Raw genomic sequence first — 23,146 nt, forward strand, 5'->3', positions numbered from 1 at the left:
TGGTTGCGGCCTCCTGGGACGAGGGGCCCTTGCATTTTCCATGTACCTGAACGTTGAGCCGGGCACCGTCGTTGCCCCCGCCCGCCCGCCGAGCCAAATGAACAGATCCTTTGCCCTGTTGCGGACCGCCTATGCCGTCAGCCGTTTCCTGGTCCAGGAACGGGATATGCCGACCCTGCTGCAGGGAATATGCGACCGGTTGACCGGCGAGGCGATCTATCGGGCGGCGTTGCTGGCCCTGCTCGACCAGGAATCGGGCGGCATGATCACCGCCGAAACGGGGCTGGGCGAGCATGCCGCCCCACTCATGGCCGAGTTGCGGGAAGGACGGCTGCCGTCATGCGGGGCCCGCATGCTGCACTCCGATGCGATGGACGTCGTTGCGTGTGCGGACGGTGCCTGCACGCTCTGCGCCACGACGGATCCCCAATCCCTGCCGAGGGCCTTCTGCGCACCCCTGCGGTGCAGTTCCGGTCTTTCCGGCTTCCTGATTCTCCTGATGCCGCCGGCGGTGGAACCTGCGGCCGAGGAACAATCGACCATCGCCGAACTGGCCGAGGCCGTCACCCAGGCCCTGCGACAGCTCTTTCTCTTCGAGGCGGTCAAGTTCAGGGAGCAGGAACTGCGACAGGCGGAAGAGCGGTACGAATTGGCCCTGCACGCCTCCCAGGCCGGTCTCTGGGACTGGAACATCAGGACCAGCGAAATGTATACCAGCCCCGATCAGTGGGAACTGCTCGATTACCGGGAGGGGGATGCCGCACAGAACGACGTCCGCCGCTTCATTCATCCCGAGGACCGGGAACGGGTGCTGGCCGTGCTCAACGAACATCTCACCGGCGTCACCGATGAATACCGGATCGAATACCGGGTGATGGAGCAGGGCGGCGAGCTGTCCTGGTTTCTCGACCGGGGCCGGGTGGTGGAGCGGGACGAGAACAACATGCCGGTGCGCATGACCGGCACCCATCAGAACATCACCCTGCAGAAGCGGCAGGAACAGGCCCTGGCCGCGGTGCAGCAGCAGTTGCACGACGCCGTCGACGTGGAGCGCAATTTCCTCCAGACCGTGATCGACAGTGCCGGCGACCCGGTGATGGTCATCGATCTCGACTACAACCTGTTGCTGATCAACCGGGCCGCGACCCGTTTGGTGCGAAGCACCGGCGAAATCGCGACCCTCCAGGGACAGAAGTGTTACCGCCTGTTCTGCGGCGCCGACGGTCCCTGCCAGGATCCCCGGTTCCCCTGCCCGGTCGAGGCGGTCAAGAGACGACGGCGGCCGGCCAAGCTGATCCACAATTCCTTCCACGGCAACAGGATCAACAACACCTTCGAACTTGAGGTCTCGCCGCTCAAGAACGGCCAGGGCGAGCTGTACGGGATCATCGAGGTGGCGCGGGACATCACCGACCGGCTGCGGATCGAAAAAGAGCTGCGCGATAGCCAGTCGCACTTCTACCGGCTGGCACACCACGACACCCTCACCGGTTTGCCCAACCGGCTGCTGCTCCGCGACCGGCTGGCCCAGGCGATCAGCAAGGCCGAGCGCAACCGGACCGGTGTGGCCGTGCTGTTCCTCGATCTTGATCAGTTCAAGGTCATCAACGACACCCTGGGGCACGATGTCGGCGACAACCTGCTGGTCGAGGTCGCGGCGCGCCTGCAGCGGCAGTGCCGTCAGTCGGACACCGTCGCCCGGCTGGGCGGCGACGAGTTCGTCTTTGTTCTCGAGGCGGTGAACAGCCGCGAGGATGCCGCCGTGGTCGCCGAGAAGATCATGGCGGCCCTGACCGTGCCCATCCGGGTCAACGGGCATGAACTCAATATTTCCACCAGCATCGGCATCGCCCTGTTTCCCGAGGACTCGGTCGAGTTGGAGGGAGTGATCAAATGCGCCGATATCGCCCTGTACGCGGCCAAGGAGATCGGTCGGAACAATGTTCAGTTTTACCGGCGGGATATTGTCCTCAATGGCCGGAGGCCGCAGCTGGACGAGCGGCAGTTCCGGGAGGCGCTGGCCACGGACGGATTGTGCCTGGAGTATCTGCCCCAGTTCGGAGTGGAGAGCAACCGGATGGTGGGGCTGAAATCGTGCTTCACCTGGAAGCACCCGGAAATGGGCGTGCTGCAACCGGGGGACTTCCTTGCCGTTGCCGACGAATGCGGCATGCTGGCCAGTGTCAGTTGGTGGCTGATCGAGCGGGTGTGCCGCGACCTGCGGGATTGGCGCGCCCAGGCATTGGCCTGCGTGCCGGTGACCGTTCCCCTGACCTCCCGCCAGTTGCAGCATCCCGACTTCCTCTCCACGCTCGAACGCACCCTGGCCGATACGGCGATCGCCCCGGAACTGCTCGTCATCGAGGTCAGGGAGGGGACGCTCGCCCATGCCTCGGGCCGGACGCTGGCGCTCCTGACCCGGATCCGGGCCCTGGGTCCGGGGTTGGCGGTGGACGGTTGCGGCATCGAGTACTGTTCGTTGCCCTGCCTGCAACAGGTCCGGATCGGACGAATGGCCATCCATCGCGAACTGCTGGCCGCCCTTGTCGGGGAGGCGGGGACCGATACCCTGGTCGCGGCGGTCATTGCCCTGGGGCATGCCCTCGGCCTGACCGTGCTCGTCGATGGCGTCGAACGGGAGAGCCAGCTCGTCTTTCTCCGTGCCCATGGCTGCGATCTGGCCCAGGGACCGCTGTACTCGCCGCCGCTTTCCGGCCGGCAGGCGGCCGATCTGCTGCGGTCCGGGACACTGGGCGGTTGACGCCGCCCGTCCCCTGTGGTAAGACCCCTCCTTGTTTTTTCCGATGGAACGGCAATCCCTGCCCGTCGCCGCGGTGGCCGATGTGGCGGCGGTGCCCTGATGTTCGTGATCCAATCAACAGAATCCTGATCGGCAACCTGGTATGCGCACGGATATTTTACACATTGGCGCGGGCGAACTGAATTACGAGATCCGCAATATCGTCTGTGTCGGCGAGAAACTCCAGAAGATGGGCGTCCAGGTCAACTGGGAGAATATCGGCGACCCGATCGCCAAGGGCGAGCAGGTGCCGGACTGGATGAAGGCGATCGTGGCCGAGGCCGTCCACGAGGACGCCACCTACGGCTACAGCCCGACCAAGGGCCTGCTGGCGGCCAGGGAATACGTGGCCGAGACCACCAACAGCCGCGGCGGCGTGCAGATCGATGCCGACGACGTCATCTTCTTCAACGGCCTGGGCGACGCGATTTCTAAAGTCTACGGCTTCCTCAAGCCCACGGCCCGCATCCTCGTGCCCACCCCGAGCTATACCACCCACAGTTCGGCCGAGGCGGCCCACGCCAGCGACCAGCCGGTGACCTACATCCTCGATCCCAACCATCTCTGGTATCCGGACCTCGAGGACATCGAAAACCACATCAAGTACAATCCGGCGGTGGCCGGCATCCTCATCATCAATCCCGACAACCCCACCGGCGCGGTCTATCCGGCCGACGTCATGCGGGCCATCGTCGAGATCTGCGAGAAGAACGACCTGTTCATCATCTGCGACGAGATCTACCAGAACATGACCTACAACGGCACGGCCTCGGCGCCTCTGTGCACGGTGATCGGCAACAAGGTGCCGGCGATCTGCATGCGCGGCATCTCCAAGGAAATGCCCTGGCCGGGAAGCCGCTGCGGCTGGATCGAGGTGTACAACCGCCGCCGCGACCCCATGTTCGCCACCTATGTCCAGTCGATCCTCAACGCCAAGATGCTGGAGGTCTGTTCGACCACCCTGCCGCAGACCGTCCTGTCCCGGATCAAGCGGCATCCCCAATACAGAGAGCACCTCCGGAGCCGGATCAAACGCTACGAGCGGTATTCCAACCTGGCCTACGACATCCTCAAAAACGTCAAGGGGCTCCTGGTCAACCGCACCAACGGCGCCTTCTACATGAGCGCGGTCTTCGAGGAGGGGGTGCTCAACCACCAGCAGGCCCTGCCCATCGAAAACGACGAGGTCCGCGAAACCGTGGAACATCTGGTGTCGGGATCGAACATCCAGCCGGACAAGCGGTTTGTCTATTACCTGCTGGCCGCGACCGGCATCTGCGTCGTGCCGCTGTCCTCCTTCGCCACCGATCTCCAGGGATTCCGCATCACCCTGCTGGAGAAGAACGAGGAGGATTTCGTCGAGATCTTCCACTCCATCGCCGCCAGCATCAAGCGCTACGTCGCCTCGTCCCAGACCTGTGGCCGTTGCCGCTGACCCGTGCCGTCTTCGCGGTGAATGCAGCCCTGACCGCCGGGTGGCGATCAGGGCTTTTTTCGGGTCTCTCCCTTCTGTTTCCCCCCGGTATTCTTCAAATTTATTGCATTGTTTTCCCCCGTAAATCCCCGTTCCCTTCCCTTGACACTGGTTTTTGCCATACTTATTGTTCGCACCAGATTTGACCGGCCCGAAACCGGGCGGGCCACGTGCCGGAACGGGCCGGAAGTTGCTGTGGTGGAACTCTAGAGACAAGGAGAGGAGAGGTGGCAGACGAGGCGAAGGAACAGGAGCTTGCCGATGAACAGGGCGTGATGGACACCGCCGGGGATCCGGGCGATGGGGCGATTGTCGGAGAGGCCGAAACGAGTCAGGAGAGCGAGACGGAAGTCCTGCAGCGGGAGTTGGCGGCAACCCGCGACCAGCTGATGCGGATGGCCGCGGAGTTCGACAATTTCAGGAAGCGGATGGAGCGGGAGAAGGGCAAGTTGCTCAAGTATGCCGGCGAGAACATCCTCCGCGATCTGCTGACGACCCTGGACAACCTGGACCGGGCTATCGAACAGGGGGGCGCCGCCGCCGAGGACCAGGGCAAGAAGTTGCAGGCCATGGTGCAGGGTGTGGAATTGACCCGCAAGGGGCTGGTCGCCACCCTGGAGCGGTACGGCGTGGAACCCCTGGATGCCGTTGGCCTCGCCTTCAATCCCGACGAACACGACGCCCTGACCATGGAAGCCAGCGCCGAGGTGCCCGCCAACCATGTCCTGCGGGAGTTCGCCCGCGGCTATCGGTTCAAGGACAGGGTTCTGCGACATGCCCAGGTGGTCGTGTCCAGCGGTCCGGAAAAATCGGCTTGACACGGTCCGGTTTCAGTACACAGTACACCTTATTCTATTGAACGATTTGATCCGGCCGAAGAAGCCGGGAATAAAGACAGGAGAGACAGGAGATTGGGATTATGGGAAAAATAATAGGAATCGATTTGGGGACCACCAACTCGTGCGTGGCCATCATGGAGGGCGGTGACCCCAAGGTCATTGAAAATAGCGAGGGGAACCGGACCACGCCGTCGATCGTGGCCTTTTCCGACAGCGGCGAACGGCTGGTCGGCCAGATCGCCAAGCGGCAGGCGGTCACCAACCCCACCCGGACCCTGTTCGCCATCAAGCGGCTGATCGGCCGGAAATTCAGCGACCCGGAAGTCAAGAAATCGATCGGCGTCAGTCCGTTCGCCATCGTCGAGGGCCCCGGCGGCGATGCCGTGGTTGAGGTGGGCGGCAAGACCTATACCGCCGCCGAGATTTCGGCCATGATCCTGGGCAAGATGAAGCAGACCGCCGAGGAATACCTGGGCGAGACGGTCACCGATGCGGTGGTCACCGTGCCGGCCTACTTCAACGACGCCCAGCGCCAGGCCACCAAGGATGCGGGCAAGATCGCCGGACTCAACGTGCAGCGGATCATCAATGAACCGACCGCCGCCTCGCTCGCCTACGGTCTGGACAAGAAGGGCGAGGAGAAGATCGCGGTCTTCGATCTCGGCGGCGGCACCTTCGATGTTTCCATCCTCGAGATCGGCGACGGCGTGTTCGAGGTCAAGTCGACCAACGGCGACACCTTCCTCGGCGGCGAGGACTTCGACATGCGCATCGTCAACTGGCTGGCGGACGAATTCAAGCGCGACCAGGGCGTGGACCTGCGCAACGACAAGATGGCCCTGCAGCGGTTGAAGGAGGAGGCGGAAAAGGCCAAGAAGGAGTTGTCCTCGGCCATGGAGACCGACATCAACCTGCCGTTCATCACCGCCGACGCCACCGGCCCGAAACACCTCAACATGAAGCTGAGCCGGGCCAAGCTGGAGGCCCTGGTCGAGGATCTGATCGACCGTTGCGAGGGGCCCTGCCGCACCGCGCTCAAGGATGCGGGCCTGAATCCGGCCGACATCGACGAGGTCATCCTGGTCGGCGGCATGACCCGCATGCCCAAGGTCCAGGAGAAGGTCAAGGCCATCTTCGGCAAGGACCCGCACAAGGGCGTCAATCCCGACGAGGTGGTGGCCATCGGCGCCGCCATCCAGGGCGGCGTGCTCAAGGGCGACGTCAAGGACGTGCTCCTGCTCGACGTCACCCCGCTGTCCCTGGGGATCGAGACCCTGGGCGGGGTCATGACCAAACTGATCGAGAAGAACACCACCGTGCCCACCAAGAAGAGCCAGGTTTTTTCGACCGCGGCCGACAGCCAGCCGGCGGTGTCCATTCACGTGCTCCAGGGTGAGCGCGAGATGGCCGCCAACAACAAGACCATCGGCCGGTTCGAGCTGGCGGACATTCCGCCGGCGCCGCGCGGTGTGCCCCAGATCGAGGTGACCTTCGATCTCGACGCCAACGGCATCCTCCATGTATCGGCCAAGGACCTGGGCACCGGCAAGGAGCAGTCGATCCGGATCACCGCCTCGTCCGGCCTGTCCGAGGCCGAGATCGAGCGGATGAAGAAGGACGCCGAACTCCATGCCGAAGAGGACAGGAAACGCAAGGAACTGGTCGAGGCGCGCAACAACGCCGACTCCATGATCCACATGACCACCAAGAGCCTCAACGAGTTGGGCGACAAGGTGGACGCCGACACCAAGGCCAATGTGGAAAGGGAGATCGACAACGTCAAGAAGGCCATGGAGGGCGAGGACGCCGCCGCCATCAAGAGTGCCACCGAAGCCCTGACCCAGGCCTCGCACAAGCTGGCCGAGTTGATGTATGCCCAGGCCAAGGGCCAGGGCGCCAATCCCGGTGACGCCGGCGGCGCCGGTGCCGGGGCGGCGGGAGCGGGGGCCGCCGGCGGCAAGCGCAAGGACGACGACGATGTCGTCGACGCCGACTTCGAGGAAGTGAAGTAAGCGGCTCGCTCCGCCCCACGGGCGGAAAGAGATCGGGGAGCACGGTCCATTCCGTGCTCCCATTTTTTTTGCATTTGCGCTATAACGCTCCGGTTACATGTTCCCAACGTCACCTTTTGAGCACGGACACACCATGAAACGAATACTCTCAGGCATCCAACCCTCGGGCAAACTGCATATCGGCAACTATTTCGGTATGATGCAGCCCATGATCCGTCACGTGGAGTCGGCGGATCTCTATGTGTTCATCGTCGATCTCCACGCCCTGACCTCGGTGCAGGACCGCGACCGGCTGCGCCAGGGCACCCTCGAGGCCGCCGCCGACTTTCTGGCCCTGGGCCTCGACCCGGACCGCTGCACCTTCTGGGTGCAGTCGGATGTGCCGGAGGTCTGCGAGCTGACCTGGATGCTGTCCGTGCTCACCCCCATGGGGCTTTTGGAACGCTGCCATGCCTACAAGGACAAGGTGGCCAAGAACATCCCGGCCAGTCACGGCCTGTTTTCCTATCCAGTGCTGATGGCCGCCGACATCCTGCTCTATCAGGCGCAGCGGGTGCCGGTGGGCAAGGATCAGAAGCAGCATGTCGAGGTGGCCCGGGACATCGCCATCCGCTTCAACAACACCTACGGCGAGACCTTCGTGATCCCGGAGCCGGAGATCAGCGAGAGCACGGCCATCGTCCCCGGTCTCGACGGCCAGAAGATGTCCAAATCCTACGACAACACCATCCCCATTTTCCTCGACGAAAAGGCGTTGCGCAAGCGGGTGATGGCCATCCAGACCGACGCCACTCCGGTGGAGGCGCCCAAGAACCCGGACACCTGCAACCTCTACGCCCTGCTCAAGCTGTTCGCGCCGCCGGAGAAGATGCGCGAGGTGCATGATCTCTACGTGAACGGGGGGGCTGCCTACGGCTATCTCAAGCAGGACCTGTTCGAACTGATCAACGACTATTTTGCCCCGGCCCGGGCCAAGAAACAGGAACTGCTCGCCAACCCCGACCATCTGCGTCAGGTGCTGGCCAAGGGCGCGGAAAAGGCCCGCGCCAAGGCGATGGCGACCCTGGAGTTGGCGCGGGACCGGATGGGGCTCACGTACTGAAAAGAGATGGTGCGGGCCGCGCCTGCAAGCCGGTTGCGGCAAGACAATAAAAAAGGCGGGGACTGCTCCCCGCCTTTTTTATTGTCCGATGATGCGAGCGATCAGAAACTGACCAGCTCGACGTCGAAGACCAGCCAGGCATTGGGCGGGATGACGCCGCCCGCGCCCCGCTCGCCATAGGCCAGCTCGGGCGGGATGATCAGGGTCCGCTTTTCGCCTTTCGTCATCTGGCTCAAGGCCTCGTCCCAGCCGCGGATGACCCGGCCGGTGCCCACCGGGAAGGCGATGGGCTCGCCCCGGTCGTAGGAACTGTCGAACTTGCGGTTACCGAGCAGCAGTCGGCCGGTGTAATGGGCCTTGATCATGGTGCCGGCGGAGGGCGGCTGGCCTTCGCCCTTCTGCTCGATCTGGGAATAGAGACCGGAATCGCTCCGCACGGCCTTGGGCCATTGCTCCCTGATCATTTTCCTGATTTTTTCTTCCTGCGCCTTCAGCGCATTGGCCTCCCGATCCTTGGTGGCGGCGAGGGCGGCATCGAAGGCGGCCTGATCGGTCTTGAAGGTTTCCGCCTCCTTGCCGACGCGAATGATGGTGATTTCCTTGATGGTATCTCCCTTGTCGATCTTGTTGACCACGTCCTGGCCCTCCACCACCCGGCCGAAGACGGTGTGCCGGTCGTCGAGGTGCGGCGTGGCGACATGGGTGATGAAGAACTGGCTGCCGTTGGTGTCGGGACCGGCATTGGCCATGGAAAGCACGCCGGGGCCGTCATGCCGCAGGCTCGGGTTGAATTCGTCGGGAAAGGTATAGCCGGGACCGCCGGTGCCGGTCCCCAGGGGGCAGCCGCCCTGGATCATGAAGTTGGCGATCACCCGGTGGAAGGTCAGGCCGTTGTAGAACGGGGAACCGATCGGTTTGCTGCTGCCGCCCAGGTGCAGGGTGCCCTGTGCCAGACCGACGAAGTTGATGACCGTCAGCGGAGTTTTGTGGTAGTGGAGCCTGACCAGGATGTCGCCCTTGCTGGTGGCGATGTTGGCATACAGTCCGTCTTTCATCTTTTTTTCCTCGGCTGAAAATGCTGGATGTCCGGAACAGAAAAGCAGCACGGGCAGAAACAGGAGGACAAGCACTCTGTTCATTGAAAGTCTCCGGTGGTACTTTTTGGGGTGTCCGGCCATGGGGAACTCCGCGTCTCGGAACCCACGGGACAGAAAAAGAGGGCGTTTCCGGGCGCGGAACATCGGTGTCGCGATTTCGTGCGAAAACGGCAATCAGGGGCCTGCTTACAAAGCCGGCGATGCCTTGTCAATGAAAATGAGGGCTGGGAGCGCCCCGCCGGGGCTGTCGACAAGGGCATGGGCAGGTGTTCAGAGGCGATGGCGGCGGTGGAGGAGCACCGAGGCGCACAGGGCCGCGGCCAGCAGCGCGACGGCCACGCCTCCGGCCAGTCCGGTCCGGCCGCTGGTCAGCAGTTCGCCGCCCAGCAGGGTGCCGCCGGCCTGACCGAGGTACACCACCGAGGTGTTCAGCGAGGTCGAGGCCGAGGCGGCCATCGGATCGGCCTCGATCAGGCGGGCCTGCTGCGCGGCGATGGCCGGGCTCATGCCCATGCCCCAGACGAACAGGGTCGCGCCGGTCAGCGTCAGCAGGGTGGGTTCGCTGATCCAGCAGATCAGACCGGCCAGGATGACGGCGAGAAACGAACTCACCGTGGCACGGACCCCCAGCAGGCCGACCACTTTGGTGGCGGTGGCGGTGCCCAGGATGCTGGCACCGCCATAGATGGCCAGAAGCAGGGCCATGGTCGGCGGATCGGGGGTCAGCCTGGTGGTGAGCTCGAATACGATATAGGGGTACTTGATGTACTGGCCGGCAATGGCCAGGCAGGAGACGGCGAGGATGGCCCAGATTTTGCCTGAGGCGAACACCTTGCCCCAGGCGGCCACCGGGAGGCGATGGGCCTGCAGGCCGCGCGGCAGGGTGATGCAAACGGCGCCGGCCGCCAAAGCGCAGGCGGCGGCCAGAAGCAGATAGGCCGTTTTCCAGTCGGCCAGCGAACCGATCAGGTTGATCAGCGGGATGCCGATGGCCGAGGCCAGGGACCAGCCGAGAAAGATGAAGGTGATGGCGCTGGCCCTGCGTTCGGCCGGAATGAACAGGGACACGGCGCTGGCCGCTTGCGGCGTGAAGCAGGCCACGGCCGGGATCATGAGCAGACGGATCGCCAGCAGTGCGTCGAAGTCCGTCACCAGGGCCGAGCTGAAATGGCCGAGGGCAAACAGCACCAGGGCGCCGGTCAGCAGATGGCGGCGGTCCAGCGGATTGAACAGAAAGGCGAGCAGCGGCGAGACGAGGCAGAGCAAGGCGCCGCCGTAGGCCAGCATGGTGCCGACGGTGGCGGCGTCGACGCGGAAGGCCTGGCCCAGGTCGTTGATCAGGGCGGCGGGCGCCAGGACGCCGCAACCTATGACGAAATTGCCGGCGAGCAGGGTCCAGAGCGTGGCGGAGTGGGGAAGCCGCATGGTCGACGGGCGTTACGGGAAAGATTGCGCGGTCATGTGTCGGGGGACGGCCCGGTTGCCGTCGGACCCCGATGGCCGACGACGACAATAGGCCCTCCGTCGGCCGGGCGCAACAGGAATCGAACCGACCCTGCCGCCGGCAGGACGGCCTGCTCCCTGCCGGGCCGCTCTCTCGGCAAACAGGCTTGACTGCATAGGGGCTTCCCGGTTATATAAATAAATTTTTGTGCCGACGAAACAGAATTGCGGGAGGGGCAGGGGAACCGTGCTGCACCAATTGTACAGTGGTCTGGGCGCGGGGCTGTATCCGCTGCTGGTCCTCCTCCGGCCCCTGATCGAGGCGATCGGCGGCCGGTTCGCCTACGGAATCGGACAGCGGCTGGGCCGGTATCCCGAGATAGCGTCCGTGGCCCGCCCTGGCGTCCGGACCGTGTGGCTGCACGCCTCGTCCGTGGGTGAGGTCCAGGCGGCCATCATTCTGGCCCATGCCCTGCTCGATACCGCAATCGATGTCAGCATCGTGGTCAGTTCGACCACCGAGCAAGGACACCGGCTGGCCAGCAGCAGGCTGCCCGCGGCCACCTGCATCCTGGCGCCGCTCGATCTGCCCCAGGCGGTGCGCCGAGCCCTGCGGGCGGTGCGGCCGGATTGCTACCTGTGTCTTGAAACCGAACTCTGGCCGGTCATGCTCACCGAGGTCAGGCAGGCGGGTATCCCCATGCTGCTGCTCAACGGCCGCATCTCGCAGCGATCCTTCCGCCGCTACCGGCGCATTCGGGGATTCCTGGCTCCGCTGCTGGACGGTTTTCGCCAGGTGGCGGTTATCAGCGAGGCGGACCGCGAGCGGTATGCGGCGCTGGGGGTGCCGGCAGCGCGCATCTGGGTCTGCGGCAATTTGAAGAACGACATGGAGGCAAGGTCGCCGGACCAGGTCCGGGCGGCCAACCGCCGGCGGCTTGGCGTGGATGCCGAGCGGGTTTTTCTCTGCGGCTCGACCCATGAAGGCGAAGAGGAACAACTGCTGGAGGTTTTCCGTGCCCTGGCGGCGCGGGGGCCGGCGGTTTGGGTGATCGCGCCCCGGCATCTCGAGCGGCTTCCCGCGGTGGCAGCCCTGCTCCGTCGGGCCGGGATGGCGTTCGACCTCTTCTCCGCCCTGGCGGCCCAGGGGCGCCGCGCCAACGTCGTCGTAGTCGATACCATGGGCGATCTGGCCGATCTCTACGCCGGCGGCGATTATGTCTTTTGCGGCGGCAGTCTGGTGGACCGGGGCGGGCACAATATCGTCGAGGCGGCCCGTTGGGGGCGGGCGGTCTATTTCGGGCCCCACATGAAGGATTTTCAGGATGCGGCCGACACGCTCGTCCAGGCGGGCGGCGGGTTCCGGGTCGCCGACGCCCGGGAACTGACCGCCCTGCTCCTTGCCCATGTGGACGCCCCGGACGAGTACGCGACGGCCTGCGCCCGTGCCGCCGACATGGCCGCCGGCCAGCGGGGAGCGGTCGCCCGGCAGGCGGCGTTGGTGCGCGAGGTCTTGGCGGCCCGCTGACGGGATACGCCGGTTTTTTCCGTCACTTCTTGGCTGGGACACGAACCATGCTTACTCTAATGACCAGCGCGGTCGTGATGCCGCATGCCACCCGGTGGCCCCGCATGATCGACTCCTTCTGCATTTTCAGGATACCAACACGATGAAAGCATTGATCGGACTTGAAGACGGCACGGTGATGACCGCCCGATCCTTTACCGGACCGGGTGAGGCCGTGGGCGAAATAGTGTTCAACACCAGCATGAGCGGCTATCAGGAGGTGTTGACCGATCCTTCCTATACCGGCCAACTGGTGACCATGACCTATCCCCTGATCGGGAATTACGGCGTCAATCCGGAGGACATGGAATCCTCGGGTGTGCATCCGCGCGCCTTCCTCGTCCGCGAGTACCAGGACCGGCCCAGCAACTACCGGGCCACCGGCACCCTGGCCGACTTCCTCAAGCAGTACGGGGTGCTGGGGGTCGAGGGCCTCGATACCCGCATGCTGACCCGGAAAATCAGGACCACCGGCGCGATGAAGGCCCTGGTCACCACCGAGGACCTCGATCCGCAATCCGTGGTGCGCCGCGCCCGCGAATGGGTGGGCCTGGTCGGCCGCGACATGGTGGCGCGGGTGGCCTGCGCCACGAGCTACCGCTGGGAGAACAACGGGCTGGTGCCGGCGGGCGACTTCCCCGAAGGTGCCGGTTTCAAGGTGATTGCTTTCGATTGCGGCATCAAATACAATCAGTTGCGTCTTCTGACCCGCAAGGGCTGCCGAGTACTGGTGGTGCCGGCCACCACCTCGGCCGAAGAGGTGCTGGCCCTGCGGCCGCACGGCGTCTTTCTTTCCAACGGTCCCGGCGACCCGGCCGGGGTGCGGGGCGTGGTCGGCAACATCCGGAAAATGCTCGGCAAACTGCCGATCTTCGGCATCTGCCTGGGGCATCAGATGCTGGGCCTGGCCTACGGCGGCACCACCTACAAGCTCAAATTCGGTCATCGGGGCGGCAACCAGCCGGTCAAGGACCTGATCACCGGCAAGGTGGAGATCACCTCGCAGAATCACGGCTTCTGCGTCGATCCGACCAGCCTGCCTAAGAGCGTCGAAGTGACCCACATCAATCTGAACGACGGCAGCCTGGAAGGCATGCGCCATCGGGAATGGCCGGTCTTTTCGGTCCAGTACCACCCCGAATACGCGCCCGGTCCCCACGATGCCGAATATCTGTTTGACCGGTTCATGCAACTGATGGAGCAGGCGGGCTGAGCGCCCGGCGAAAAGGAAGAGAGACCATGCCCAAACGGACGGACATTCACAAGATACTCATCATCGGCTCCGGGCCGATCATCATCAGCCAGGCCTGCGAGTTCGACTATTCCGGGGCCCAGGCGGTCAAGGCCCTCAAGGAGGAGGGCTACGAGGTGGTGCTGATCAACTCCAATCCCGCCACCATCATGACCGACCCCGGCCTGGCCGACCGCACCTATATCGAGCCGATCACCCCCGAATGCGTGGCCAAGGTCATTGAGCGTGAGCGGCCCGATGCCCTGTTGCCGACCCTGGGCGGCCAGACCGGGCTCAATACCGCGATTAAGGTAGCGGAAATGGGCGTGCTCGAACACTACGGCGTGGAACTGCTGGCCGCCGACATCGACGTGATCCGCAAGGCCGAGGGGCGGGAGGAATTCCGCGACGCCATGCGCAAAATCGGCCTCAAGGTGCCGGAGTCGGCCATCGTCCACACTGTCGACGAGGCCATGGCGGCCGGCGAGCGGATCGGCTTTCCGATCATCGTCCGCCCGAGTTTCACCCTGGGCGGCACCGGCGGCGGCGTGGCCTACAACCGGGCCGAACTGAACAAGCTGGCCACCGCCGGCATCGATCTTTCCATGACCAACGAGGTCATGCTCGAACGCTCCCTGCTCGGCTGGAAGGAGTTCGAGCTCGAGGTGATGCGGGACAGAAACGACAACGTGGTCATCATCTGTTCGATCGAGAACGTCGACGCCATGGGCGTGCACACCGGCGACTCGATCACCGTGGCCCCGGCCCAGACCCTGACCGACCGGGAATACCAGGAGATGCGCGATGCCTCCATTGCCATCATCCGGGAGATCGGGGTGGAGACCGGCGGTTCCAATGTCCAGTTCGCGGTCAATCCCGCGGACGGCGAGCTGATGGTCATCGAGATGAACCCCCGGGTGTCGCGTTCCTCGGCGCTGGCCTCCAAGGCCACCGGCTTCCCCATCGCCAAGATCGCCGCCAAGCTGGCGGTGGGCTACACCTTGGACGAGATCAAGAACGACATCACCCGCGAGACCTACGCCTCCTTCGAGCCCACCATCGACTATTGTGTGGTCAAGATTCCGCGCTGGACCTTCGAGAAATTTCCCGAGACCGAGGACATCCTCACCACGGCGATGAAGTCGGTGGGCGAGACCATGGCCATCGGCCGGACCTTCAAGGAGGCCTTCCAGAAGGGAATGCGGTCGCTGGAAGTTGGGCGGATGGGCTTTGGCTTCGATGGCAGAGACGACATGTCGGGCCTGCATCAGGACGATCTCGAACGAGGCCTCAACCGGCCCAATTCCAAGCGGATCAGCCACATCTTCGAGGCCCTGCGCCGGGGCATGTCCATTGAGCGCATTTACGAACTGAGTCATATCGACCCGTGGTTTCTGCATAACTTCAAGCAGTTGGTCGACAAGGGCGGGGAGATTCGCGCGCGGGGCTTCGGCGGTCTCGACCCGGACTCTCTCTACGAGGTCAAGCAGTACGGCTTTTCCGATGTCCAACTGGCCAATCTGACCGGGACATCGGAGGACGACATCCGCGACCTGCGCATCGAATTCGGCCTGGAGCCGGCCTACAAGCTGGTGGACACCTGCGCCGCCGAGTTCGAGTCCTACACGCCCTACTACTATTCCACTTACGAGCAGGAGGACGAATCCCGGCGGAGCGACCGCAAGAAGATCATGATCCTCGGCGGCGGCCCCAACCGGATCGGCCAGGGCATCGAGTTCGACTACTGCTGCGTGCACGCCTCCTTCGCCCTGCGCGAGATCGGCATCGAGTCGATCATGGTCAATTCCAATCCGGAAACGGTCTCCACCGACTACGACACCTCGGACAAGCTCTATTTCGAGCCGCTGACCCGCGAGGACGTGCTCAACATCATCGAACGGGAAAAGCCGGACGGGGTCATTGTCCAGTTCGGCGGCCAGACCCCGCTCAACCTGGCGGTGCCCCTGGCCCGGAAGGGCGTGCCCATCATCGGCACCTCGCCGGACGCCATCGACCGCGCCGAGGACCGCAAGCGGTTCCAGCAGTTCCTGCAGAAGCTGGGGCTCAGGCAGCCGGCCAACGGCACCGCCCACACCCTGGACGAGGCCCTGGCGGTAGCCGCCCGGATCGGCTACCCGGTGGTGATGCGGCCCTCCTACGTGCTGGGCGGACGGGACATGCGCATTGTCTACAACGAGCAGGGCATCCGCAACTTCATGGCCATCCCCGGCATGAGCGGGGGTGAGCACCCGGTGCTGCTGGACCAGTTCCTCAAGGACGCCATCGAGGTCGATGTCGATGCGATCTGCGACGGCAGCTTGACCGTGATCGGCGGCATCATGGAGCATATCGAGGAGGCGGGCATCCATTCCGGCGACTCGGCCTGTGTGCTGCCGCCGCACACCCTGTCTGCCGCGATGATTGCCGAAATCACCGCCGCCACCAAGGCCATGGCCGGGGAACTGGGGGTGATCGGGCTGATGAACGTCCAGTTCGCGGTCCAGGGCCAGACCCTGTTCGTGCTGGAGGTCAATCCGCGGGCCTCGCGGACCGTGCCCTTCGTCTCCAAGGCCTCGGGCGTGCCCCTGGCCAAGATCGCCACCAAGGTGATGCTGGGGATGAGCCTGGAAGAACTGGGCTTCACCAGGGAGAAAGTGCTGCATCACTGGGCGGTCAAGGAGGCGGTCTTCCCCTTTGACCGGTTCGCGAACGTCGACACCCTGCTGGGGCCGGAGATGAAGTCCACCGGCGAGGTCATGGGCATCGACGACGACCTGGGGCTGGCGCTGGCCAAGTCGCAGATGGCATCGAATTCGCAGCTGCCGCAGAGCGGCACGGTGTTCGTCAGCGTTCGCCACGGCGACAAGAACGCGGTGGTGCCGGTGGCCAGGAAACTGGAGGAGTTGGGCTATGCCATCCTGGCCACTCAGGGCACGGCCGCCCGCCTGAAGGAGAGCGGCATCGCCTGCTCCGAAGTGAACAAGATTTCGCAGGGGCGGCCCCACATCCTCGACAAGATCCAGGACGGCCAGGTGCAGTGGATCCTCAACACCTCGGCCGGCACCCGCACCACGGAGGATTCCTACATCATCCGCAGGGCGGCGCTCGACTACCACATCCCCTACACCACCACCATCACCGGTGGCCTGGCCATGACCATGGCCATGGAATCGATGCGGCACAAGGATGTGGGTGTGAAGACCATCCAGGAATTCGCAAAGTTCATTGACTGAGAAAAGATCGTTGTTATAGAGTGCATTATTCAATTGACAACAAAGCGATACGCCCAAAGGGCCTCTGCTGTTCCTGTGGGCATGACAACTGAGTGGAGACGTTTTTTTGAATACCTTTTATAAGAATCTCAGTATGTGGCTGGTCATCGGTCTGACGATGATTCTGCTCTTCCAACTGTTCAACAAACCGCAAAGCCAGAGCAATTCGATCACCTACAGCGAGTTCTGGGCCAATGTCGAGAACGGCGCGGTCAACAAGGTCAGCATCCAGGGAACGGAAATCACCGGCATCGACAAGGATGGCCGTCCGTTCAAGACCGTGGCCCCAGACGACACCGGCCTGATCCCCATGCTGCGGGAATCGGATGTCGACATCCAGGTGAAGAAACCCGAGGAAACCCCCTGGTATCTGACCATCTTCATCTCTTGGTTCCCGATGCTGCTCCTGATCGGGGTGTGGATTTTCTTCATGCGCCAGATGCAGATGGGCGGCAAGGGCGGGGCCTTGTCCTTTGGCAAGACCAGGGCCAAGTTGCAGGCCGAGGGCGAGGTCAAGGTCACCTTCAAGGATGTGGCCGGGATCGACGAGGCCAAGGCGGAGCTGGAAGAGATCATCGATTTTCTCCGCGATCCGCAGAAATTCACCAAGCTGGGCGGCCGCATCCCCAAGGGCGTGCTCCTGGCCGGCTCGCCCGGCACGGGCAAGACCTTGCTGGCCCGGGCCATCGCCGGCGAGGCCGGGGTGCCGTTCTTTACTATCTCCGGCTCCGATTTCGTCGAGATGTTCGTCGGCGTGGGCGCCTCGCGGGTGCGCGACCTGTTCAGCCAGGGCAAGAAGAACGCCCCCTGCATCATCTTCATCGACGAGATCGACGCGGTCGGCCGGCATCGCGGCGCCGGGCTGGGCGGCGGTCACGACGAGCGCGAGCAGACCTTGAACCAGTTGCTGGTGGAGATGGACGGCTTCGAGGGCAACGACGGCGTCATCATCATCGCCGCCACCAACCGGCCCGACGTCCTCGACCCGGCCCTGCTGCGGCCCGGCCGGTTCGACCGCCAGGTGGTGGTGCCCGTACCCGACGTCAAGGGGCGGGAGATGATTCTCGATATCTACGGCAAGAAGACCAAACTGGCCACCGATGTCGACATGGCGGTGATCGCCCGCGGCACCCCCGGATTCTCGGGGGCGGATCTGGAAAACCTGGTCAACGAGGCCGCCCTGATGGCCGCCCGGGAGAACAAGGACGAGGTCGACGCCGCCATGCTGGAGCGGGCCAAAGACAAGGTGATGATGGGCGCGGAGCGCAAATCCATGATCATCAGCCCCAGGGAAAAGGAGATCACCGCCTATCACGAGGCCGGCCACGCCCTGGTGGCGCGGCTTCTGCCCGGCACCGACCCGATTCACAAGGTGACGATCATCCCCCGCGGCCGGGCTCTCGGCCTGACCATGCAGCTGCCCATGGACGAGAAATACACCCATGCCCGCGGCTATCTGCTCAACTCGATAGCCATTCTCTTCGGCGGCCGGGTGGCGGAAAAGCTGGTCTTCAACGAGATCACCACCGGCGCCGGCAACGACATCGAACGGGCCAGCGAACTGGCGCGCAAGATGGTCTGCGAGTGGGGCATGAGCGACGAACTCGGACCGCTCGCCTACGGCAAGAAGGAGGAGCACATCTTCCTCGGCCGCGAGATCGCCCAGCACCGCGACTACAGCGAGCTGACCGCGCAGAAGATCGATGATGCGGTCAAGCAGATCATCGTCGAGGCCAACGACAAGGTCACCCGGCTGCTTCAGGAGAACATGGACATTCTCAAGGCCATCGCCGACGAGTTGCTGGAGCGGGAGACCATCATGCTTGAGGACATGGACCGGATCATCGCGAATCTCCGGGGCGAGCCGGCCGGCGAGCAGGCAGAGGAGGCGACGACAACCGCCGCAGCCTGAGCAAGGGCAACGAAGAACCACCCGAGGTGGGACGTCTGGAAGATGGCGCCCACCTTTTTTGTTTGTTGGGAGGACCGCATGCAACAACGCATCACCCTCATGGGCATTCTCAACGTCACCCCCGACTCCTTTTCCGACGGGGGCCGCTGGCTGAGCGAGTCGGCGCTGGAGACCCGGATCGAGCAGTTGCTCGCCGAAGGGGCGGACATCATCGATGTCGGCGGCGAATCCACCCGGCCCTTTGCCGAGCCGGTGGGCGTTGCGGAGGAACTGCGCCGGGTGATTCCGGCCATTCGGAAGATACGGCAGCGCAGCAAGATCCCCATCTCCGTCGACACCACCAAGGCGGCCGTGGCCGGGGAAGCCATCGCGGCCGGGGCCACCATGATCAACGACATCTCCGCCCTGCGCCACGATCCGGCCATGATCGAAGTGGCCCGGTCGTTCGCCGGCCCGGTGATCATCATGCACATGCAGGGTACACCCGGCGACATGCAGGTCGCCCCCCGCTACGGGGATGTTGTCGCGGAAATAAACGCCTTTTTTACGGAGCGGATCGACTGGCTGGAGCAAAACGGTGTCGACCGGTCACGCATCATCGTCGATCCCGGCATCGGCTTCGGCAAGACCATGGAACACAATCTCGCCATTCTCCGCAACATCGCGGCCTTCAGACGCCATGGCTGCCCGGTACTGATCGGCCATTCGCGCAAATCCTTTCTGGGGCAGCTCCTTGGCGTTCCCACGGAGGAACGGGACTGGCCGACCGCCATGGTTTCCGCCTGTTGCGCCCGACAGGGAGCGGATATCCTACGGGTGCACGATGTCAGGAACACCGGTTACGCCGTGCGGCTGGCCCAGATCCTGGATTGTGGCGGGATGGCGGCCTCCTGCGTGGGATAGCCTCATTTTTCTTGACAATACAAGGTGATTTGCTCTAAATTTTCGCGCTCTTGCCTGACGGCCCGGTTTGTATTGCCGGCTTTTTTCCCGGCGTGCACCCGGAATTGTGGGCCATGGCGATGCGCCATGGCGATCGCCGAAGGATGCCATGCCGGCAGGGCGGGGATACGTGAAACAGAGTGATTTTTCCTGAATTGACCACCACCACGAGGGTACCAACATGAAGCAGTTCAGAATCAGAACGATCAACGCCATTGCCAAAGAAGGATTGGCGCTGTTCAGCGACCGGTTCGCCGTCAGCCCCGAGGAGGGCAATCCGGAAGGCATTGTCGTGCGTAGCTCCAAGGTCGATCTTTCTTCCTATCCCGAGCTGCTGGCGGTGGCCCGGGCCGGTGCCGGCGTCAACAACATCCCGGTGGACGAGGCCACGGAAAAAGGCATCTGCGTGTTCAACACCCCCGGTGCCAACGCCAATGCGGTGGTGGAATTGGTGTACACCTCGCTGGGCATCTGGCTGCGCAATGTTGACAGGAGCATCGAGTTCTGTCAGGGACTGACCGGGATGACCGACGAGGAGATCAACCGCGAGGTGGAGGCCCGGAAAAAGAAATTCAAGGGCGAGGAGATGGCCGGCAAAACCATGGCAGTCATCGGCCTGGGCAAGATCGGTGTGGGCGTGGCCAATGCCGGCCTGCATCACGGCATGAAGGTGTTGGGCTTCGACCCCTTTCCGGCCATGGATAACATTCACAACCTCGATCCCCGGGTCACCCTGGCCCGCTCCCGCAAGGAGGCCCTGGCCGACGCCGACTTCATTTCCGTCCATATCCCGCTCAACAAGAATACTCGGGGCTATGTCACCTACAAGGATTTCCTCGAATTCGTCAAGGAAGGCACGGTGCTGATCAACTACGCCCGCGGCCCGGTGGTGGATGAGAACGCCGTCCTGGCGGTCCTGGAAAACGGGAAGCTCCGCGGCCACATCTCCGATTTTCCCTCGGTGAAGTTCATGGGGCACGAGAAGATTCTGCTCACGCCACACCTGGGCGCATCCACCGCCGAATCCGAAGAAAACTGTGCCACCATGGCGGTTCGCGAGTTGAAGCACTATCTCGAGTTCGGCAACATCGTCCACAGTGTCAACTTTCCCAACATCGAGACCATTCCCACCGTGGACGTGCATACCCGCCTGACCGTGATCAACCGCGACCAACCCGGCATGATCGGCTTGATCAGCAATATCCTGGGCGCCGAGCACATCAACATCATGAACTACACCAATAAAAGCAACGGTACCGTGGGCTACAACATCATCGACTGTTCCGGGCCAGTGCCGGCAGAGGTGCAGCAGCAGATCGCGCAGCAGGAGGGGGTGCTGCGTGTCCGGGTGATTCCCTTGGAGATCCGGGGACGGTGATGACGGATTGAGTAAAAACTATCCACTTCGATCGAAGAAATCGAAAAAAACGTTTAAAAAAATGGATTACCTAATACCCTGTTTAAATTGCATGTTCTTGCCTGTAACAGTGTTTTTCCGGGAGCGGGTTTAAAATATTTTACTTTTTCCTCCGTGTACAAGCCTCGTCGTGAGTCTGGTTTCGTGCCTATTCTATTGAAATTGTTATAATATTAAGAATTGGACCGGTGTTGGAAAAAACGGCACGAAGAATGCTTGAAGAAAAGTAATTCTTCATCTCTTCTCTCCTTTTCCGGCTTGATTCCCTGTGGGTCAAGCCGGTTTTTTTTGAGCTTATGCCAGCGGACAGCGCCAGCGTTTTCCTGACGGCCCTTCCTGGGTATGATGAAGAGCACCTTCTGGATGCGGCTGTCGACGGGCTGCTGGCCGCGCTGCCCGGTCGTTCCACCTTGCGCACGGCAAGGGTACTGCTCAAACCCAACCTGATCGCCGCCAGAAACGGGCAACTGGCCTGCACCGATCACCGGCTGATCGTTGCTGTGGCGCGGTGGTTTCAGGCGCAAGGTGCCCGGGTGGCGGTCGGCGATTCCCCTTCCTTCGGTTCGGCCCGCGCTGTGCTTGCTGCCATCGACGCCCTGCCGGCCCTGCAACGGCTCGGCGTGCCGGTTCTCGAATTCAGGCGCAGTAGGGAGGTCGTGTTGCCTCGCGGCCACACAGCGGCCATGGCGGCCGCCGCCCTGGACTGCGATCTGCTCGTCAACCTGCCCAAGGTCAAGGCCCATTCCCAGATGCGGGTGACTTTGTCGGTCAAAAACCTGTTCGGTTGTCTTGCGGGGTTTCACAAGCCTTGGTGGCACATGGCTCACGGCGGGAGCAATGGCTGCTTCTCCGACCTGCTGATCGATCTGCTGGCCGTGTTGCCCACCGGTTACACCCTGGCGGACGGTGTGGTCGCCATGCACCGGACCGGCCCCATCCACGGCGAGCCGTATCCCCTGGGCATGCTTGCCGGCGGGAGCAATCCGGTGGCCGTCGATACGGCCCTGCTCACCGTCCTGGGCATCGAGCCGCACCAGTGCCCCCTGTGGTGTGCCGCCCGGCGGGCCGGCCTTGGCGGGACAACAATGGCGGAACTCGACTTTCCCCTGATGCACCCGGCCAGCCTGGCGGTCCGCGATTTTGCTGTGCCCGAGGCATTGGGGCCGGTTCGGTTCAATCTCTTCCGATTTGTCAAAAATTCCATCAGGCGGGCGCTGCTTCGTGCTGGCGAGGAAGGTGAAGCACGATGCGGGGCCGCAAGGAGGCACTATGATTGATCTGCACGGCAAGGTGGCGCTGGTGACCGGCGGCTCGCGCGGGATCGGCAGGGCGGTGGCGCGACGGCTGGCCGGCCAGGGCGCCGAGGTGATCGTCAACTATGTCCGCCACCGGACCAATGCCGGCGAGGTGGTCGCCGAAATAGAGGGACAGGGAGGGCGCTGCCTGGCGCTTCGCGCCAACCTGGCCGACGAGGAAAGCGTGGCGGCCCTGTTCGACCAGGTGCGCGACCGTTATTCCCGGCTGGACATCGTGGTGTCGAACGCCGCCTCGGGGGTGCTCCAGCCGGTCACGGCCCTGAAGAGCCGGCACTGGGACTGGGCGGTCAATGTCAATGCCCGCGCCCTGCTGCTCATTGCCCAGCAGGCGCTGCCCATGATGGGGCGGGGCGGGCGGATCATCGCCATTTCGTCGATCGGGGCGGTGCGCGCCATCCCCAACTATACGGTGGTGGGCGCCTCCAAGGGGGCGCTGGAATCGCTGGTCCGGCATCTGGCCGTGGAGCTGGGGCCGCAGGGCATCACCGTCAATACGGTCAGCGCCGGGGTGGTGGAGACCGACGCCCTGAAAAAATTTCCCAACCGGGAGGAGATCCTGGCCGCCGCCACGGCGAAAACGCCCCTCGGACGCCTGACCACACCCGAGGACGTCGCCGATGTCGCCCTTTTTCTGTGCAGCAATCTGGCGGCCATGATCCATGGGCAGACCGTAGTGGTCGACGGCGGCTACGCCATCTGCGGCTGAAATTTTTTTGCCGCCA

The 23,146-nt window shown here is 63.5% G+C and carries 15 protein-coding genes; 13 read left to right on the forward strand and 2 right to left on the reverse strand.

From position 1 onward, the window contains the following. Positions 1–97: 97 nt before the first annotated feature. The 5 genes from Q362_RS0107135 (at position 98) to trpS (ending at position 8,227) form a co-directional block, all read left to right on the forward strand. On the forward strand, positions 98–2,761 hold the full coding sequence (locus tag Q362_RS0107135; protein WP_169737377.1) for a putative bifunctional diguanylate cyclase/phosphodiesterase: 2,664 nt from the start codon (positions 98–100) through the stop codon (positions 2,759–2,761). 142 nt (positions 2,762–2,903) lie between these two features. After that, positions 2,904–4,235: a pyridoxal phosphate-dependent aminotransferase gene (locus tag Q362_RS0107140; RefSeq protein ID WP_028318122.1), complete on the forward strand. Its 1,332-nt coding sequence runs from the start codon at positions 2,904–2,906 to the stop codon at positions 4,233–4,235. Between the two features lie 266 nt (positions 4,236–4,501). After that, complete coding sequence (locus tag Q362_RS0107145) at positions 4,502–5,092, forward strand: nucleotide exchange factor GrpE (protein WP_028318123.1); 591 nt, start codon at positions 4,502–4,504, stop codon at positions 5,090–5,092. A gap of 101 nt (positions 5,093–5,193) precedes the next feature. Next, positions 5,194–7,125 carry a molecular chaperone DnaK gene (dnaK, locus tag Q362_RS0107150; protein WP_028318124.1) on the forward strand — a complete coding sequence of 644 codons (1,932 nt, stop codon included), beginning with the start codon at positions 5,194–5,196 and terminating at the stop codon, positions 7,123–7,125. A gap of 133 nt (positions 7,126–7,258) precedes the next feature. Then, positions 7,259–8,227, forward strand: a complete 969-nt coding sequence (gene trpS / locus Q362_RS0107155; protein WP_028318125.1) for a tryptophan--tRNA ligase — start codon at positions 7,259–7,261, stop codon at positions 8,225–8,227. A gap of 101 nt (positions 8,228–8,328) precedes the next feature. Here trpS and Q362_RS24730 read toward each other — a convergent pair whose 3' ends face one another. Together Q362_RS24730 and Q362_RS0107165 are read right to left on the reverse strand one after the other, a co-directional pair. Continuing rightward, positions 8,329–9,282 carry a peptidylprolyl isomerase gene (locus tag Q362_RS24730; RefSeq protein WP_028318126.1) on the reverse strand — a complete coding sequence of 318 codons (954 nt, stop codon included), beginning with the start codon at positions 9,280–9,282 and terminating at the stop codon, positions 8,329–8,331. A 312-nt stretch (positions 9,283–9,594) separates the two neighbouring features. Further along, the gene (locus Q362_RS0107165; protein WP_028318127.1) at positions 9,595–10,749 is read right to left on the reverse strand and encodes an MFS transporter; all 1,155 of its coding nucleotides are present in this window, start codon (positions 10,747–10,749) and stop codon (positions 9,595–9,597) included. Positions 10,750–11,014: 265 nt separating this feature from the next. On the opposite strand from Q362_RS0107165, the gene Q362_RS19610 reads away from it, so the two are divergent. The 8 genes from Q362_RS19610 to fabL all read left to right on the forward strand — a co-directional run bounded on the left by Q362_RS19610 (position 11,015) and on the right by fabL (position 23,130). After that, the gene (locus tag Q362_RS19610) at positions 11,015–12,295 is read left to right on the forward strand and encodes a 3-deoxy-D-manno-octulosonic acid transferase (RefSeq protein WP_169737378.1); all 1,281 of its coding nucleotides are present in this window, start codon (positions 11,015–11,017) and stop codon (positions 12,293–12,295) included. 142 nt (positions 12,296–12,437) lie between these two features. Next, positions 12,438–13,547, forward strand: a complete 1,110-nt coding sequence (gene carA / locus Q362_RS0107175; RefSeq protein ID WP_028318128.1) for a glutamine-hydrolyzing carbamoyl-phosphate synthase small subunit — start codon at positions 12,438–12,440, stop codon at positions 13,545–13,547. Between the two features lie 26 nt (positions 13,548–13,573). Continuing rightward, the gene (gene carB, locus Q362_RS0107180; protein ID WP_028318129.1) at positions 13,574–16,798 is read left to right on the forward strand and encodes a carbamoyl-phosphate synthase large subunit; all 3,225 of its coding nucleotides are present in this window, start codon (positions 13,574–13,576) and stop codon (positions 16,796–16,798) included. A 106-nt stretch (positions 16,799–16,904) separates the two neighbouring features. Further along, on the forward strand, positions 16,905–18,749 hold the full coding sequence (gene ftsH, locus Q362_RS0107185; RefSeq protein ID WP_028318130.1) for an ATP-dependent zinc metalloprotease FtsH: 1,845 nt from the start codon (positions 16,905–16,907) through the stop codon (positions 18,747–18,749). A 78-nt stretch (positions 18,750–18,827) separates the two neighbouring features. Continuing rightward, the gene (folP, locus tag Q362_RS0107190; RefSeq protein WP_035215986.1) at positions 18,828–19,652 is read left to right on the forward strand and encodes a dihydropteroate synthase; all 825 of its coding nucleotides are present in this window, start codon (positions 18,828–18,830) and stop codon (positions 19,650–19,652) included. 220 nt (positions 19,653–19,872) lie between these two features. After that, positions 19,873–21,069, forward strand: a complete 1,197-nt coding sequence (locus Q362_RS0107195) for a 3-phosphoglycerate dehydrogenase family protein (protein WP_028318132.1) — start codon at positions 19,873–19,875, stop codon at positions 21,067–21,069. A 335-nt stretch (positions 21,070–21,404) separates the two neighbouring features. Then, positions 21,405–22,385 carry a DUF362 domain-containing protein gene (locus tag Q362_RS0107200; RefSeq protein ID WP_028318133.1) on the forward strand — a complete coding sequence of 327 codons (981 nt, stop codon included), beginning with the start codon at positions 21,405–21,407 and terminating at the stop codon, positions 22,383–22,385. Further along, positions 22,378–23,130 (forward strand): enoyl-[acyl-carrier-protein] reductase FabL, encoded by a 753-nt coding sequence (gene fabL / locus Q362_RS0107205; protein WP_084312412.1) that lies wholly within the window; start codon positions 22,378–22,380, stop codon positions 23,128–23,130. The genes Q362_RS0107200 and fabL overlap by 8 nt, the downstream gene beginning before the upstream one ends. Positions 23,131–23,146 lie beyond the last annotated feature (16 nt).

It is taken from the genome of Desulfobulbus elongatus DSM 2908 (assembly GCF_000621145.1).
In the GTDB taxonomy this organism is placed as follows: Bacteria; Desulfobacterota; Desulfobulbia; order Desulfobulbales; family Desulfobulbaceae; genus Desulfobulbus; species Desulfobulbus elongatus.